17 protein-coding genes are annotated in these 15,894 nt (G+C 66.6%); 6 read left to right on the plus strand and 11 right to left on the minus strand.

What is annotated here, in order from left to right:
* Positions 1-38 precede the first annotated feature (38 nt).
* Positions 39-1,577 (plus strand): DNA recombination protein RmuC, encoded by a 1,539-nt coding sequence (locus tag HT136_RS14710; protein WP_214200555.1) that lies wholly within the window; start codon positions 39-41, stop codon positions 1,575-1,577.
* 33 nt (positions 1,578-1,610) lie between these two features.
* On the opposite strand, the gene HT136_RS14715 is transcribed toward HT136_RS14710, so the two are convergent.
* From HT136_RS14715 to HT136_RS14750, 8 genes are all read right to left on the minus strand, one after another.
* The gene (locus HT136_RS14715) at positions 1,611-2,024 is read right to left on the minus strand and encodes an META domain-containing protein (protein WP_246543737.1); all 414 of its coding nucleotides are present in this window, start codon (positions 2,022-2,024) and stop codon (positions 1,611-1,613) included.
* A 67-nt stretch (positions 2,025-2,091) separates the two neighbouring features.
* Positions 2,092-2,898: a TrmH family RNA methyltransferase gene (locus HT136_RS14720; RefSeq protein ID WP_214200556.1), complete on the minus strand. Its 807-nt coding sequence runs from the start codon at positions 2,896-2,898 to the stop codon at positions 2,092-2,094.
* A 14-nt stretch (positions 2,899-2,912) separates the two neighbouring features.
* Positions 2,913-3,197, minus strand: a complete 285-nt coding sequence (locus HT136_RS14725; RefSeq protein WP_214200557.1) for an HPr family phosphocarrier protein — start codon at positions 3,195-3,197, stop codon at positions 2,913-2,915.
* Complete coding sequence (locus HT136_RS14730; protein WP_214200558.1) at positions 3,194-3,598, minus strand: PTS sugar transporter subunit IIA; 405 nt, start codon at positions 3,596-3,598, stop codon at positions 3,194-3,196. Before HT136_RS14730 ends, HT136_RS14725 begins: the two co-directional genes overlap by 4 nt.
* Positions 3,599-3,640: 42 nt before the next feature.
* Positions 3,641-4,633: an RNase adapter RapZ gene (gene rapZ / locus HT136_RS14735; RefSeq protein WP_214200559.1), complete on the minus strand. Its 993-nt coding sequence runs from the start codon at positions 4,631-4,633 to the stop codon at positions 3,641-3,643.
* Positions 4,634-4,721: 88 nt separating this feature from the next.
* Positions 4,722-5,177: an HPr kinase/phosphorylase gene (locus tag HT136_RS14740; protein ID WP_246543738.1), complete on the minus strand. Its 456-nt coding sequence runs from the start codon at positions 5,175-5,177 to the stop codon at positions 4,722-4,724.
* Positions 5,165-6,739: a sensor histidine kinase gene (locus HT136_RS14745; RefSeq protein ID WP_214200560.1), complete on the minus strand. Its 1,575-nt coding sequence runs from the start codon at positions 6,737-6,739 to the stop codon at positions 5,165-5,167. The genes HT136_RS14740 and HT136_RS14745 overlap by 13 nt, the downstream gene beginning before the upstream one ends.
* A 39-nt stretch (positions 6,740-6,778) precedes the next feature.
* A complete protein-coding gene (locus HT136_RS14750; RefSeq protein ID WP_214200561.1) occupies positions 6,779-7,567 on the minus strand; it encodes a response regulator transcription factor in 789 nt (262 codons plus the stop codon).
* A gap of 242 nt (positions 7,568-7,809) precedes the next feature.
* On the opposite strand from HT136_RS14750, the gene HT136_RS14755 reads away from it, so the two are divergent.
* Positions 7,810-9,411 carry a phosphoenolpyruvate carboxykinase gene (locus HT136_RS14755; RefSeq protein WP_425516897.1) on the plus strand — a complete coding sequence of 534 codons (1,602 nt, stop codon included), beginning with the start codon at positions 7,810-7,812 and terminating at the stop codon, positions 9,409-9,411.
* 99 nt (positions 9,412-9,510) lie between these two features.
* Here the strand turns inward: HT136_RS14755 and HT136_RS14760 are convergent, their stop codons facing one another.
* Entirely contained in the window at positions 9,511-10,128 is a 618-nt protein-coding gene (locus tag HT136_RS14760) for a DNA-3-methyladenine glycosylase I (protein WP_214200563.1), read from the minus strand.
* A gap of 204 nt (positions 10,129-10,332) precedes the next feature.
* Here HT136_RS14760 and HT136_RS14765 point away from each other — a divergent pair, with 204 nt between their 5' ends.
* On the plus strand, positions 10,333-10,674 hold the full coding sequence (locus HT136_RS14765; protein ID WP_214200564.1) for a hypothetical protein: 342 nt from the start codon (positions 10,333-10,335) through the stop codon (positions 10,672-10,674).
* 66 nt (positions 10,675-10,740) lie between these two features.
* Here the strand turns inward: HT136_RS14765 and HT136_RS14770 are convergent, their stop codons facing one another.
* A complete protein-coding gene (locus HT136_RS14770; protein ID WP_214200565.1) occupies positions 10,741-12,576 on the minus strand; it encodes a DUF885 domain-containing protein in 1,836 nt (611 codons plus the stop codon).
* Positions 12,577-12,707: 131 nt separating this feature from the next.
* On the opposite strand from HT136_RS14770, the gene HT136_RS14775 reads away from it, so the two are divergent.
* Positions 12,708-12,920, plus strand: a complete 213-nt coding sequence (locus HT136_RS14775) for a hypothetical protein (protein WP_214200566.1) — start codon at positions 12,708-12,710, stop codon at positions 12,918-12,920.
* A 40-nt stretch (positions 12,921-12,960) separates the two neighbouring features.
* On the opposite strand, the gene HT136_RS14780 is transcribed toward HT136_RS14775, so the two are convergent.
* Entirely contained in the window at positions 12,961-13,617 is a 657-nt protein-coding gene (locus HT136_RS14780; RefSeq protein ID WP_214200567.1) for an alpha/beta hydrolase, read from the minus strand.
* Positions 13,618-13,722: 105 nt separating this feature from the next.
* Between HT136_RS14780 and HT136_RS14785 the strand changes: the two genes are divergently transcribed.
* Both HT136_RS14785 and HT136_RS14790 read left to right on the plus strand, forming a co-directional pair.
* Positions 13,723-14,817, plus strand: a complete 1,095-nt coding sequence (locus HT136_RS14785; protein WP_246543739.1) for a cysteine desulfurase family protein — start codon at positions 13,723-13,725, stop codon at positions 14,815-14,817.
* Entirely contained in the window at positions 14,814-15,893 is a 1,080-nt protein-coding gene (locus HT136_RS14790) for a cysteine desulfurase family protein (protein WP_214200568.1), read from the plus strand. Before HT136_RS14785 ends, HT136_RS14790 begins: the two co-directional genes overlap by 4 nt.
* Position 15,894: the final 1 nt, after the last annotated feature.

A 15,894-nucleotide genomic window follows, 5' to 3' on the forward strand; every position in this document is an offset into this window, starting at 1 on the left:
GGCTGGCGTTCCTGAATTGTTCTAACTAGGATGGCGGCATGGAACTTACCATTGCCGCCATTCTTGCGCTTGTCGTCGGCCTTTTCGCAGGCTGGTTTTTCGGATCACGCCCCGTTGCCGAGGCGCGGCGCCTAGTGGCCGAGCGCGAACGCGCGGCGGCCGAGCTCGACGAACGGTTTAGGGCGGCGATCCGCGACCTTGCGGGCGCGGAGGAGCGCGCCGCGCGTGCGGACGAACTTTCGCGCGCCGTGGTCGACGAGCGCCGGGCCCATGCCGAGCAGATGGACCATCTGCGTCGCGAATCGGGGGCTGCGCTCGATGCGCTGCGCCATGAGGCGACCGTGCGTTACGACGCCGCGCGTGCGGGTTACGACCGCGAGCTTGCCGCGCTACGCCAGAACCTGCACACGACCTCCGACGAACTCTCTACGCTGCGCGAGAAGACCGCCAATTTCGAGGAGCAGAAGCGGCTCCTGATCGAGGCGCAGGAAGCGCTGCGCAAGGAGTTCGAGAACGCTGGGGCCAAAGTGCTCGAAGGTGCGCAGGAGGCCTTTCTGCGCCGGGCGGGCGCGCGTTTCGAGGAAAGCGAGAAGGCCAGTGCCGAGCGGATTGCGACGCTGCTCGCGCCGGTCGGCCAGCGCCTCAAGAGCTACGAGGAGCAGGTCGCTGCTCTCGAACTCAAGCGAGTCGATGCCTTTGGCCAGCTCAATGGCCAGATCGAGGCGCTGCGGGTCGGACAGGAGCAGGTGCGCGCCGAAGCGGTGCGGCTGGGTAATTCGCTGCGCAATGCCCCCAAGGCGCGCGGGCGCTGGGGTGAGCAGCAACTCAAGAATGTGCTCGAACAGTGCGGCCTCACCGAGCACACCGACTTCGTGACCGAGCATTCGATCAACACCGAGGACGGACGCCTGCGTCCCGACGCGATCGTGCGGATTCCAGGCGAGAAGCAGCTCGTGATCGACGCCAAGGTCTCGCTCAACGCCTACCAGGACGCCTTCGAGGCCGAGGACGAGACAGCGCGCGTGGGCTTTCTCGACCAGCATGCGGCTTCGATGCGCAACCATATCAAGACGCTGGGAGACAAGAGCTACCAGAGCCAGTTCGAGAACGCGCCGGACTACGTCATCATGTTCGTGCCGGGCGAGCATTTCATCGCGGCCGCACTCGAACACGATTCGGGTCTTTGGGACTATGCCTTCGACCGGCGCGTGCTGCTGGCCAGCCCGACCAATCTTGTCGCGATCTGCCGCACGATCGCGCAAGTCTGGCAGCAGGAAGGCCTCGCCAAGGAGGCGCGCGAGATCGGCAAGCTGGGCAGCGATCTTTACGACAGTCTCGCCAAGACGCAGGACGATCTCGGCAAGGTCGGTGTTCACCTTGGGCGGGCGGTCAACAGTTTCAACGACTTCGCGCGAACTTATGAGGGCAATGTGATGAGCCGGGCGCGCCGCCTCTCGGACAAGCACATCAAGATCGGCAAGCGCGAGATTACCGATGAGGTCCCGATGGTCGAGACCGCGCCCCGTTTCGCCGATCCTGCGCTTCCCGGTGCGGTGGAGGAAACGCTCGAGAGTTGAGCGCGGCGCGCGACTGCCGGATGGCCCGACCGTTCATTCGTCCGCGCGGACGAGTTCGGCGGAGTGCCCGCCCGACTGGAGAATGAGGCGTTCCTTCTCGAGCCGCATGCGCGGAGCGGCGGCGAGGAGCGAGCTCACGGCTTTTTCCTGGTCCCAGGCGGGAGCCGGGCAGGCCAGTTCGGTCTGGACGAGGGGGCCGGCCAGGAGGCGGCTTTCGAAGATGCGCCAGGGGCCGGAGATCCGGTTGCAGCCGACGAGGACCGAGATCTGGCCATTGTCGAAGCGCATGTCGGCTGCGTCGGAGAAAGGGCGCTGGCCATCGATCAGTGCGAATTCCCAGCGCGTCGCGCTGAGCCGGGCCCCGTGGCTGGCAGGAGCGCAATCGGCGAGGGCGAGCATCAGCAGCGCGGCGGCCATCGCCCGGGGGATGGGAATCAATCCAGGCATGGACGCCACGATGCACTGGGTTGGATGAGACCTCGATGAACGAAGCCTCGGGTAAAACGCTGTTTTGTCAGGCGTCGAGGTGCGCCAGAGCCTCGTAGGCCAGCACCGCGCCCGCGACGGCAGCGTTAAGGCTGTCGGCCCTTCCGCGCATCGGGATGGTCACGCGCAGATCGCATTCGGCTTCGTATTCGGCAGGAAGCCCTTGCGATTCGTTGCCGACCATCAGGAAGCAGGGCGCGGCGTAAGGCGCGCGGCGGTAGTCGGTCGGGTCGCGCAGTGAAGCGGCCACGAGCTGGCCGTCGCCGGAACGCAGCCAGGGAAGGAATTCATCCCAACGTGCCAGCGCCAGCTTCTGGGTGAAGATCGCGCCCATGCTTGCGCGCACGGCTTCGACCGAGAAGGGATCGGCGCAATCATCGATGAGGATGAGGCCGCCCGCGCCCACGGCATCGCCAGTGCGCAGCATGGTGCCCAGGTTGCCAGGGTCGCGCAGCGCCTGCGCTACCAGCCAGATCGGGGCCGCCCCGCGATCGAGCCCGGCGAGGCGCGTGTCGAACTCGGCAAAAACCCCGGCCACGGCCTGGGGGTTGTCCTTGCCGGTGACCTTGGCGAGAATTTCCTCGTCCATCTCGATGACTTCGCCGCCTGCGGCGATCACCGCGTCTTCGAGCTCGTCGAGTAGTGGATGTGGTGCACGGCCGATCGCCATGACGAGCATTTCAGGCAGAATGCCCGACTCGCGCGCATCGGTCAGCAGGCGCAGGCCCTCGGCGAGGAAGCGTTGCTCGCGCTTGCGGTACTTCTTGTCCCGCAGCGAGCGCAGGAACTTGACGAGCGGATTGGAGAAGCCGGTAATCGTGCGGCGCTGGGTCACGGCGGTGTGCCTCTTCAGCCCTGGTCTTCGCCGAAGCCGTCGCGCACGAGCTCGGTCAGACGCAGCAGGGCCGCGTCAGCGCCATCGCCCGCGCAGGCGATCTCGATGGAATCGCCCTTGGCCGCGCCGAGCATCATCAGGCCCAGGATCGAGTTGCCGACCGCGCTCGTCCCGTCCTTGGTGACGGTGACGGCGACGCTGTCGGGAAGTTCGGTGACGTAGTTGACGAATTTGGCGCTGGCTCTTGCGTGCAGTCCGCGCTTGTTGACGATGATCACCGTCTCACGGCATTCATTCATGCATCCTGCCCCAGGTACTCGCTTGCAATGGTTATGTAGTTGCGCCCGGCTTCGCGCGCGGCCGCGGCGGCTTCGCGCACGGACATGCACGAGCGGGCCTTGGCGAGACGGATCAGCATCGGAAGATTGATCCCGGCGATGACTTCGACGGTACCGGCCTCCATCAGCGAAATCGCCAGGTTCGACGGCGTTCCCCCGAACAGGTCGGTGAGAATGATCACACCTTCGCCGCTGTTGACCTTCACGATCGCCTCGGCGATCTCGGCACGCCGGCGTTCCATGTCGTCGTTGGGACCGATGCACACGGTTTCCACCGCAGTCTGATCCCCGACGACGTGCTCCATCGCGTGTACGAACTCTTCGGCCAGATTGCCGTGAGTGACCAGAATCATCCCGATCATCTTGAGGAAACGCTCCGAAATCCCTGCGGTTGCACCTGGTGGTTAGTGCTTGTCGTCACGCCGCGGCTCTCCTTCAAGAAGATCGGCTGCTCGTGAGCCCAGGTTGCGGTGCAGCAATGTGGGGGAAAATCCCGAGTGGCGCAAGGCCGATGCCATCTGTTCGGCGGTAAATACCGAGCGGTGGCGCCCGCCGGTGCAGCCAAATGCGATGTGCACATAGCTTTTCCCCTGGGCCCTGTAGCGCGGGAGCAACAGCAAGATGAGGTCGCGCATGCGCGCGAAGGCCTCGGCAAAGGCCGGATCCTTGCGGATATAGTCGCCCACCGGAGCATCCTGGCCGGTCTGTGGGCGCAAGTCCGGATCCCAATGCGGGTTGTCGAGAAAGCGCATGTCGAACACGAGGTCGGCGAGCGGGGGCGTGCCGCGGGCGAACCCGAAACTCGAGATCGTGAGGGTAAGATCCTCGGGGGCACTCTCGGCGAATCGCTCGCGAATCGCACGCTGGAGATCGTTGGCGGTGAATTCGCTGGTGTCGATCAACAGGTCCGCCCAGCGCCGCAGCGGGGCAAGCAGTTCGCGCTCGGCGCGAATGCCGGTGGCGACCGGTGCGTCGCTGGCCAGCGCATGGCGCCGTCGCGTCTCGTTGTAGCGGCGTTCCAGCTCGCTGCTGTTGCAGTCGAGAAACAGCGTCGAAAGCGCGATCTCGTGGCGTTCGCCAAGCGCCTTCACTTGCGCGATGACGCGCTCGGGGTCGAAGCCACGGGTGCGCGAGTCGAAACCGATCGCGAGCGGCGTGTCGACGTCGCGTTCGGCTTCGGGGGTGCCTTCGAGCAGGCCTTCGAGCATGCGAATCGGGAAATTGTCGATGCTTTCCCATCCCAGGTCCTCGAGGACGCGCAGGGCGGTGGTCTTTCCGGCGCCAAGCATGCCCGTGACCAGAAGCACCTTCTGGCGCTTCTGCGCGGGGAGCGAAGCCGTGTCGGAGTGGGTGTCGTCCACGCCAGCCGGTTCCGGTGACTGGAAGATTGCGTTCATCGCGCCTGTTTGCGCGCGCTGAACGCGAAAGGAAAGGGAGAGATAAGTCTTATTCGACCGATTTTCCCGGGTTCGACTCGAGTCCCGATCAGGGATCGTGCGGTTCGGGCAGACCATATGCGGTGAGTGCACGCTCGACCTTGATCGCGAGCGGGCCGGCATGGGGCCAAAGACGGACCCGGGGAATCGCGTGACCAAACAGGAGGCACCGGTCCGGTGCCTCGATGTACCGCGGTGCCTCGGTGTCGAGGGTGACGAGCAGGCTGACCGTGGCGATCGCGCGGAACGGCTCGGGCAGGAGCCCGAGGTTGCGGACCTCGATCAGGCCTTGCGTGCGCGGATGCGGTCGAACGATCAGGGTTTTACCCGTCCCGTCGAGGACAACGCCGTCGTCGCCCACGAGCACCGCGCCGCGATCGATGAGTTCGAGAGCGAGCGAGGTCTTGCCGCTTCCGGAAGGACCTTCGATCAGCACCGCGCGCGGGCCCAGTGCCACGCAGGTGGCCTGATGGGTGCGCGCGGGGGGCATGGTCAGCTTGGCCATTGGGGCAGGGTCATGACGAAACAGCCCCCGGCCTGCGCGTCGTCACGGTCGGTGGCGAAGAGCGTCCCCGAATGGGCCTCGACAATGGTGCGCGCGATCGACAGGCCGAGGCCCGAATGGCGCCCGAATTCCTCCGAAGCCGGGCGCAGCGAGTGGAAGCGCTCGAAGATGCGTTCGCGTGCGGCGCGGGGTATTCCCGGGCCATGATCGGCGACACTGATGCGCACCTTGCCGCGCGTGCTCTCGAGCGTGACTTCGATCGCAGCGCCTTCGGGCGAGAACGAGACGGCGTTGTCGAGCAGGTTCTGCAGGACGCGCTCCAGTCGGGGTGCGTCGCCCGGAACGACGAGGGGGCCCGCGCCGGTCTGGTGCACGCTCGTCTCGTTCGATCCGTTCACGCCGCGCTGCTGGCGTTCGGCGACGAGCGCACGCACGAGGCTGGTCATGTCGACCGGCTCGAACGTGGTCCGGCTGAGCTGGGCGTCGATCCGGCTGGCATCGGCGATTTCGGTGACCAGGAAGTCGATGCGGCGCACGTCGTCGTTGGCGACGGCGAGCAACTGGCGGTGGAGCGCAGGGTCCTCGACACGGTCGAGGTTTTCCAGTGCGCTGCGCAGCGAGGTCAGGGGGTTCTTGAGCTCGTGTGCAACGTCGGCCGCGAAGCGCTCGACGGCGTCGATGCGCTGGCGCAGCGCACCGGTCATGTCCGAGACCGCGCGGGCGAGCAGGCCGATCTCGTCGCGCCGGTCGGGCAGGCGGGGGACGACCACGGCGCGCTCGCGGCCAAGGCGCACGCGCACGGTCGCGCGCACCAGCTTGCGCAGCGGTTCGACGATGGTGCGGGCAAGGAACAGCGACAGCAGGATCGAGATGACCAGCGCGCCGCCCACGATGATCGCCAGCGTCTGGCGCGCCATGCGCACGTTCTCGGTGATGTCGCGCGCGTTGCGGGTGGCGAGAAGTGCCTCGCCGCTGTTGTCGAGCGCGGTGGCGGCGATGATCACCGGCGTCTGGTCGGGCGCTTCCTTGAGACCGATCACGGTCGCGTGCGAGGACAGCGCCTGCATGACTTCGGGCCAGGCGCGGGCGTTGTGCTGGGCGGGGTCGCGGTAGGGGGGGATGCGCGGAGCCCCGAGCAGGAGGTCCATGCCCCGGTCGAGCAGGCGTGCGGCATCCTGGTACCAGGGTTCGGTCGACGGATCGACGAAGCGGAACGAGGGCGGAGCGAGGTCGAAGCTGTCGGCCGTGAGGCGCCCGTCGGATCCGTAGAGGCGCAAGCGCAGGTTTTGGGCCGTGCCGATCCGGGCGAGCAGCTTCGCGCGCCGCGATGCGCTCTCTCCGGCGAGCGCGTGGGCGAGAATCTCGACTTCGCTTCGTGCGAGGCGATAGCGCTCGTCCAGCAGTTCGCGGCGATAGCTGTCGATGTAGAAAAGGCTGCCCGCGAGGAGGGCGAGTGCGATGATGTTGACCGCAAGAATGCGCGCGGTCAGCGAGACCCGCCAGGACAATCCGAGGCGAACCGAGAGTGGCGCGGCGATCCGGGCGTGCGAACGCTCGGCCATGGTCTCAGTCTTCCTCTCGGGCCAGCGCGGGCGGTTTGCTCACGTCTCGATGCCGGAATGATCGTCGGAGTACGAGTAGCCCGCCCCGTAAAGCGTGTCGATGGCGTTGAAATAGGGGTCGACCGTACGGAACTTGCGGCGCAGGCGCTTGATGTGGCTGTCGATCGTGCGGTCGTCGACGTAGATGTCGTCGTTGTAGGCCGCGTCCATCAACTGGTTGCGGCTTTTCACCACGCCCGGGCGCAGCGCCATCGCCTCGAGGATAAGGAACTCGGTCACCGTCAGCGAAACCGGGCGACCGTCCCATTCGACCTGGTGGCGCGCGGGATCGAGGCGCAGGCGCCCGCGCACGACCGGGTCGGGCAGGTGCTCCTGCGAGGGCTGCTCGGGTCCGGTGCGCACCAGTTCGCTGCGGCGCAGGATGGCGCGGATGCGCGCGGCGAGCAGGCGCTGGCTGAAGGGCTTGGTGATGTAGTCGTCCGCCCCCATCGCAAGGCCGAGCGCCTCGTCGGGCTCTTCGTCCTTCGAGGTCAGGAAGATGACCGGAAGGCTCGACTTCTCGCGCAAGTGGCGCAGCAGTTCGAGGCCGTCCATGCGCGGCATCTTTACATCGAAGATGGCAAGATCGGGCGGGTTGTCGAGGATGGCCTTGAGGGCGGTTTCCCCGTCGGTATAGACGCGCGTGGCAAAACCCTCGGCCTGAAGACCGATCGAGACGGTGGTGAGGATGTTGCGGTCGTCATCAACCAGCGCGATCGAGTGGCGCCGGGTTTCGCCGGCTTCGGGCGTTGGGCCCGCAGGGGATGACGGTGACGATGGCTCGGGCATCGCGGGCGTCCAGGTCCTTTCCATCGCAAGTCGCGAAAGGGGTGCCTAGCCGTTGGCGAAGCCTCTGGCAACGCACTGGTAGTTCATCCCGTTTCTTTCGCTTTTTGGCCCTTTGCGGTTCCATTTGTTCTCAAATTGACGGAAAAGATGTGGTCGATTATCCGCGGCGCGATTCCTGAGGAGGAATTGCTGACACAGTCGCTGGATAAACCGGCAGACATGTCACGTTGGAGGAGATGACATTGACCGCTTCCCTAAGCTACCCGCTCGCCAAACAAGGGATCGCCACCAAGGCGGAGATTTTTGCGAACCTGGGCACCGCGCCCCTGGTTGAGCATGCCATCCGGAACGAGGAGGGGACGCTCGCGGCGGATGGACCTTTCGTCGTCGCGACGGGCAAGCACACCGGCCGTTCGGCGAAGGACAAGTTCATCGTGCGCGATGCCCAGACCGAGGACTCGATCTGGTGGGGAAGCACCAATGTTCCCATGACGCCCGAGCATTTTGCGGCGCTTAAGGAAGACTTCCTGGCGGCGCTCGCCGACAAGGACAAGCTCTACGTTGCCGATCTCTTCGGGGGCTCGCAAAGCGAGCACCGCGTCAACGTGCGCGTGATCAACGAGTTCGCCTGGCACAACCTGTTCATCCGCACCCTGCTGGTGCGTCCGGACGCGGCGCAGCTCGAAAGCTTTGCGCCCGAGTACACGATCATCGACCTGCCCAGCTTCAAGGCCGATCCGGCCCGTCACGGCTCGCGCAGTGAAACCGTTATCGCGGTGAACTTCACCGAAAAGCTGATCCTGATCGGCGGCACCGCCTATGCGGGCGAGATGAAGAAGTCGGTCTTCGGCATCCTCAACTACCTGCTGCCGGTCAAGGGCGTGATGCCGATGCACTGCTCGGCCAACATCGGCCCCGAGGGCGACACGGCCGTGTTCTTCGGCCTTTCGGGCACGGGCAAGACGACGCTTTCGGCCGACGCCTCGCGCACGCTCATCGGCGATGACGAGCACGGCTGGTCGGACACCGCGGTGTTCAACTTCGAGGGCGGCTGTTACGCCAAGATGATTCGCCTTTCGGCCGAAGCGGAACCGGAAATCTTCGCCACCACCAAGCGCTTCGGCACGGTGCTCGAGAACGTCGTGATCGACCCCGAAACGCGCCAGATCGACCTTGACGACAACTCGCTGGCCGAGAACAGCCGCGGTTCGTACCCGATCGACTTCATCCCCAACGCCTCGAAGGACAACCTCGGGCCGGTGCCGAAGAACGTGATCTTCCTCACGGCCGATGCCTATGGCGTGCTGCCTCCGATCGCGCGACTGACGCCCGACCAGGCGATGTACCACTTCCTCTCGGGCTACACCGCGCGCGTCGCGGGCACCGAGATCGGGGTTACCGAGCCTGAGGCTACCTTCTCGACCTGCTTTGGCGCGCCGTTCATGCCGCGTCACCCTTCCGTCTACGGCAACCTCCTCAAGGAGCGCATCGCCAAGGGCGGTGTGAAGTGCTGGCTGGTCAACACCGGCTGGTCGGGCGGCAAGGCGACCATGGAAGGTATCAAGCGCATGCCGATCAAGGCGACCCGTGCGCTGCTCAACGCCGCGCTCGACGGCAGCCTCAACAACGCGGAGTTCAAGGAAGATCCGAACTTCGGCTTCGAGGTTCCGGTCGCGGTGGCCGGTGTCGACAGCGCGCTGCTCGATCCGCGCGGTGCCTGGGCCGATGGCGCCGAATACGACGCCACGGCGCAGGTCCTGGTCAAGAAGTTCATCGACAACTTCACCCAGTTCGAGGCCCACGTCGACGAGGGCGTGCGCCAGGCAGCTCCCGCTTTGGTGTGATGCCTGCGCCCGGTCTCCTGACCGGATGACGCCATCAAAAGGAAAGGGCCCCGGAACCGGCTTGGTTTCGGGGCCCTTTCGTGTCGACAGTCCGCGCGATCAGGCCGGTGGCCGTGGTGGAGTAAAGCGCGCGCGTGCCTCCTGCGCGCTGGCGAAGGCGTGGCATTCGCGCGCGTGGTCGTTGATGAGGCCGGCGGCCTGCAGGAAAGCGTGCACGGTGGTCGGGCCGACGAATTTCCAACCACGCTTGCGCAGGGCCTTGGACAGCGCAACCGAGGCGGGCGAGGTCGACAGGCCACGATGGGCCTCATGTTCGGCTGGCGAAGGCGCAAAGCTCCAGAAGTAGGCGGCAAGGCTCGCGTGGGTTTCCACCAGTTCGCAGGCGCACCGGCCGTTGGCGATCGTCGCCTCGATCTTGCCGCGGTGGCGCACGATGCCCGTATCGCCCAGCAGGCGCGCGACGTCCGCCGCGTCGAAACGGGCGACTTTGGTGAAATCGAAGCCGGCGAAGGCGGCGCGAAAATTCTCCCGCTTGGCAAGGATCGTGCGCCAGCTCAGGCCGGACTGGAAGCTCTCGAGGCACAGCTTTTCGAACAGGCGCGTGTCGTCGGCGACGGGAAAGCCCCATTCCGCGTCGTGATAGGGAATGAAGGCATCAACCGTGGTCGCCCATTGGCAGCGCGGCAAACCATCGGGTCCGGGGGCGGTTGTGGGCATGGCGGGCAATCCTTGGGGCAAGGTCGGTCGTGCCGGGGCATCGCGAACTGGACGTGGGCAGGGGATGCGCCATCGCAGCCTGCGGGGCAAGACCTGTGAAGGGCCAGATGGGCCGTGTCCTCGCCTCGCCGGGCAGTGCGGCTGGACGCTTGTCCTGCCCCGCGCATACGCGCATAAGGCGTGGCGAACACAGGAGAGACGGACATGGGACTTTTGGACGGCATTCTCGGCGGGCAGGTGGACATTGCCAATATGGCGAGCCAGATCGGGATCGACCCCGCGATGGCGGAAAAGGCCGTGGCAGCGCTGGGGCAAGCGCATCAGGAGCCTGGTGATACCGCGAGCCTTGCGGCGCAGAAGACCGGTCTTGATCTGGGCACGATCCAGCAGGTGATCGCCGCCATCGGAGGCGAGGGCTCACTGGCGCAGTTCGCCGGGGAGATCGCCTCCAACCCGCAGATCATGGGCCTGCTCGACCGCGACGGGGACGGTGATCTGAGCGACGAGCTGACGGGGTTGGCCTCGGCGTTCTTCGGCAAGAAATAAGCGCTCTTTTCGCATGAAGAAGGGCCCCGGAAGGTTTGCTTCCGGGGCCCTTCTTCATGGATGAGATCAGGCCTTCGCGGTCTTGATGTAGCGCGTGATGTTGTCGGCCAGCACGTCGAGCGGCACATTGCCGCCATCGACCACGGCCTGGTCGAAATCGCGCAAGTCGTAGGCGCTGCCCAGCTCGGCGATGGCCCGCGTGCGCTGGCGGTTGATCTGGTTGTGGCCCATCTTGTAGCCACAGGCCTGGCCCGCCCACGAGCAGTAACGGTCGACCTCGTTGACCACTTCCTCGCGCTTGTTGCCGTTGCGTTCCATGAAGAAGCGGATCGCGTCCTCGCGGCTCCAGCCCTTGGAGTGGAGCCCGGTGTCGACCACCATGCGGCAGGCCCTGAAGGCGATCGACTGGAGGTAGCCCAGGCGTCCCACCGGGTCCTCGTCGTAGGCGCCCAGTTCGTCGCCGAGCTGCTCGCCATAGAGTGCCCAGCCTTCGGAATAGGCGTTGAAGGCGAGGATCGAGCGGATCAGCGGCAGGCGGTTGGCGTATTCGCCCTGCCAGACGTGCCCGGGGATCGATTCGTGGTGGACCAGCGTGGGCAGGTCGTACTTGCGGTGGAGGTCCGTCGTGCGCAAGTTGATCCACATCTTGCCCGGGATCGAGCCGTCCTTCGAACCCGCGCCGCCATAGGCGGTCGGCGCGCCCGGCTCCTCGGCGAGAGGCAGGCGGCGCACCTCGACATTGCCGGGAACGAGCTGGCGGAAGGCGCGCGGCATCTGCGCCTTGATCCAGTCGATCCGGTGGCGAATGAAGGCGAGAATCTCGTCGCGGCCCTTGTCGCCCTTGGAGAACATGAAGCGCGGGTCGGTGGAGAGCGCGGTCATGCGCTCGCCCACGGTGCCTTGCGTGTAGCCCAGGCTCTTGAGGATCGGGTCCATCCGGCCATGGAGCTCCTCGAGCTGGGCGTGGCCGAGCGCGTGGATTTCCTCGGCGGGCACGCTTGTCGTGGTGCTGGCCTTGAGCGCCCAGGCGTAGAACTGCGCGCCGTCGGGCCGCTCGCGAAGGCCCGGCGCGGAGCTGGCGAGGCCGCGCTGGCGCTGGAGTTCGGCAAGCTGGCGCTGGAGTGCGGGGAGCACCTCACCGGCCACGATGGTGCGAGCCTGCTTGCCCCACGCGCCCTTGAAGCCGGTGGTGCGGCTCTCGACGGAGGCAACGAGGCCGCCGCCGTCCTTGCCGGCCTCGGCGATCGTGCTTTGCATCTGCGCGATCGCTCGGTCGAGCAGGAAGTCGGGTGCGACGAGACCCTTGTCGGTCGCGCTCTTCATCCGCGCGAGCTCACCGTCGAGCTGGTCGTCCATCTGGCCCAGCCGCGCAATGTAGGCGTCGGCGTCCTCGGGGGACTTGATCGGGTGCTCGGCGTCGAGGAAGCGCGGTGTGTCGAGATAGGCGCCCACGTTCTGGATCACCACGTAGGGCGTGTTGCGCCAGCCACCCACCGCGACATCGCCGTAGGGCTGGGCGAACCCTTCGAGCGAGGTCGAGTAGGCGCTCTTGACCACTTCGAGACTGGTGCGGGTGGCGGCATCGAGGTCGGCTTCGGGCACGGCCGAGACACGGGCGAGGTCAGTGCGCAGCGTTTCGGCGAGGCGCGCCACGCCTTCGGGCGAACGGTCCTCCATACGGCTGCGCAGCGCGGCGTGGACGCCGGTGTCGACACCCAGGCTGGTGGCGTTGCCGGGGTTCTGTTCGAGCAGGTTCCAGGCGACCTGGTCGAGCAGGGCACCGGCGGATGCGGAGGGCCCCGTGGCTGGCGTGGCGGCCAGGGCGCGTCCGGCGCCCGGCAGCGCAAGGGCGGCGACGCCGGTGGACAGGACCTGGAGGGCGGTGCGGCGGGAAAGTGGCATCCTTGCCATCGTATCTTGTGTCATGGCTGCGAAACTGGCTCCGCCAGTCGGACAAGTCAAACGTCCCCGGGGATAGTGATCCCCAGTTTCGTGGCTCGCCAGACCTTGCGCCCTGCGCTAGGCAGAGCGGCATGGATGCCGTGCTCTCCCTTCTCGTCCTGACCGCGATCGCCCTCGTCGTGGGGGCCGTGGTCCTGTGGCGGCGTGCGGGCTATCGCAAGCAGGCGGTGCTGATGCTGGTGCTCGCGGCGGTGATGGCGGCCAACGTCACGATCCTCACCGTCCCGACCCGTTCGGGCGAGACGCTGGCCGCGGGCGCCCCAAAGGAAAGGGCGCCGCAGTAGACCTGCGACGCCCTTGGAAAATCCTGACCGGTCCGATCGCTTACTTGATCGGGCAGTCCGGCGCGAGGCGCATGTCGAGGTAGTTGTTGACCGACTTCATGAGGTCGTCGGTCTCGTTCTCGAAGAAGTGGTTCGCACGGCGGATTTCGTCGTGGTGGATGGTGATGTGCTTTTGCGTGCGCAGCTTGTCGACGAGCTTTTGCACCGCGTTGGGCGTCACCACGGTGTCGCCTTCGCCCTGGATGATGATGCCCGAGGCCGGGCAGGGAGCCAGGAAGCTGAAGTCGTACATGTTGGCCGGCGGCGCGATCGAGATGAAGCCGCGGATCTCGGGGCGGCGCATCAGAAGCTGCATGCCGATCAGCGCGCCGAACGAATAGCCCGCAATCCAGGTGGTCGAGCTTTCGGGGTGGATCTGCTGCACCCAGTCGAGCGCTGCGGCCGCGTCCGAAAGTTCGCCGATGCCGTTGTCGAAGCTGCCCTGGCTGCGGCCCACGCCGCGGAAGTTGAAGCGCAGCGTCGCGAAGCCGCGCGCCACGAAGGTCTTGTAGAGGTGCTGCGTGATGCGGTCGTTCATCGTGCCGCCGGCCTGCGGGTGGGGATGCAGGATCATGGCGACCGGTGCGCGCGGGCGCGGTGCCGGCTGGAAGCGGCCTTCGAGACGGCCTTCGGGTCCGGGGAAAATGACTGCGGGCATGGAGCTGGCAAACCTGACTTGTTGAAACTCCCGCAAAAGCGGTGGCGCGAAGCATGGCCAACCAATGCGGGAGTGGAAATAGGAAGGTTCGCTATATAGAAACATTTGTGCCAAAAACAATCATCACGACATTACCGGAGCTGGCCGATTTCCTCCCCCGTCTACCTCGATCACGCCGCAACGAGCCCGCTGCGGCCGGAGGCCCGCGATGCCTGGCTCGAGGGCGCGGCCCTCTGGGCCAATCCGTCCAGTCCCCACAAGGCCGGCCGCGCCGCGCGCGCGGCGCTCGAACAGGCGCGCGAACGGGTGAAGGCCGCGCTCGGCTGGAGCGGCGAACTGATCTTCACCTCGGGGGCGAGCGAGGCGCTGGCGCTGGGGCTTGGCCGTGCGAAGGCGACGCGCAAGCTGGTTTCGGCGGTCGAGCACGACGCCGTCTTTCGCGCGGCCCCCGATGCCCAGGAGATCGCCATGCGCGACGGCGTGCCCGACGCCGAGGCATTGGCGGGGCTGCTGAAGGCGGAGGAGCGCGCCGTCGTGGCGGTCCAGTCGATCAATTCGGAAACGGGCACGGTGCTGTTGCCCTTCGGGGCCAATCCGCTGGCGGAGCAGGTCCGCGCGGCGGGAGGGTTGTTCCTGGCCGATTGCTCGCAGTCGGCGGGTAAGGTCGCGCTGCCTGAGGCGGACATGGTCGTCGTCTCCGGGCACAAGCTGGGCGGTCCCGTCGGCATCGGCGCGTTGCTCGTGCGCGATTATGCGATGCTTGCCCCGACGGGGGGGCAGGAGCGCGGCTACCGCGCGGGGACCGAAAACCTGCCGGGCGCACTGGCGCTGGCTGCGGCGCTCGAGGCGGGCGGGCTGGAGAGCTGGGCAACGAGCGCGGAGCAGCGCATGGCGTTTCGAGAGGCATTGGCCAGGCACGGGGCATTGGTTCAGCCGGGCGAGGCGTGCTCGCACATCTTCGCGCTGGCCGCGCCGAAACTGGCGGCCACGGCCACGCTGATCCGTCTCGATGCAATGGGCTTCGCGATCTCGGCGGGGAGCGCCTGCTCCTCGGGCACGCTCAAGCAGAGCCGCGTGCTCAGGGGCTTCGGCATCGACGAGGACACCGCGCGGCGCACGGTTCGGGTCAGCGTCGGCTGGAACACCACCCCGGCCGATCTCACGGCCTTCCGCGAGGCCTGGGCCGGGATCCACGCATGATCTATCTCGACCACCAGGCAACCACCCCGCTCGCGCCCGAAGCGCGCGAGGCGATGCTGCATTGGCTGGGTGGTCCGGAGACGAGTGGCTTCGGCAATCCGCATAGCCCGCACCGCATGGGCCGTATGGCCGCCGCCGCCGTCGAAGTGGCGCGCGAGCAGGTGGCGGGTCTTTTGCCGCGCGGCGGCCGGGTGATCTTCACTTCGGGCGCCACCGAGGCAATCAACCTCGCGCTCGTGGGAAGCGGCGCGAAGCGGCTCGCGGTCTCGGCGATCGAACATGTCGCCGTGCTCGACACCGCGCGCTGGATCGATCCCGATCTTCAGGTGATCCCGGTCGATGGAGAGGGGCTCGTCTCACCCGATGCGGCGTTTGGGGAAGGCTGTGAACTCGTCTCGGTCATGCAGGTCAACAACGAGATCGGTACCGTCCAGCCGGTCGGGGAACTGGCCGTGCGGGCGAGGGCCCAGGGCGCGCTGTTCCTGTGCGACGCGGTGCAGGGCGCGGGCAAGCTCGCGCCCGTCGAAGGTGCGGACATGATCGCGATCAGCGCGCACAAGCTTTACGGGCCCAAGGGCATCGGCGCGCTGTGGCTGCGCGATGGCCTCGACCTCGAACCGCTGATACGCGGCGGGGGGCAGGAGCAGGGCTTGCGTTCGGGCACGTTGAGCCCGGCCCTGTGCGCCGGTTTCGGGGCAGCGGCCGCGCTCGCGCGGGTTCGTGCGCAAGAGGAAGCGGACCATGTCGCGAAGCTGTGGGACGTGGCGCGGGCCGGACTTGCGGATTGGGAGCTGAACGGGTCGGCCCAGACGCGCTGGAAGGGCAATCTCAACCTGCGGCGCGAGGGCGTGGACGTGGCGCGGCTGATGTCCGATCTTCGCACAGTGGCTTTTTCGGCGGGTTCGGCTTGCGCGAGTGGATCAGGCCGGCCCAGTCACGTGCTGCGCGCGATCGGCCTTTCGGACAGCGGAGCCAAAGCCTCTATCCGTCTGGGATTAGGGCGATATAGTACGCAACGGGAAGTCGAGGATGCCTGCGCTCAAATAGAAGCCGCTGCGGCGGCGCAGGGAGTCTGAA

The organism is Novosphingobium profundi (assembly GCF_018491765.1).
In the GTDB taxonomy this organism is placed as follows: Bacteria; Pseudomonadota; Alphaproteobacteria; order Sphingomonadales; family Sphingomonadaceae; genus Novosphingobium; species Novosphingobium profundi.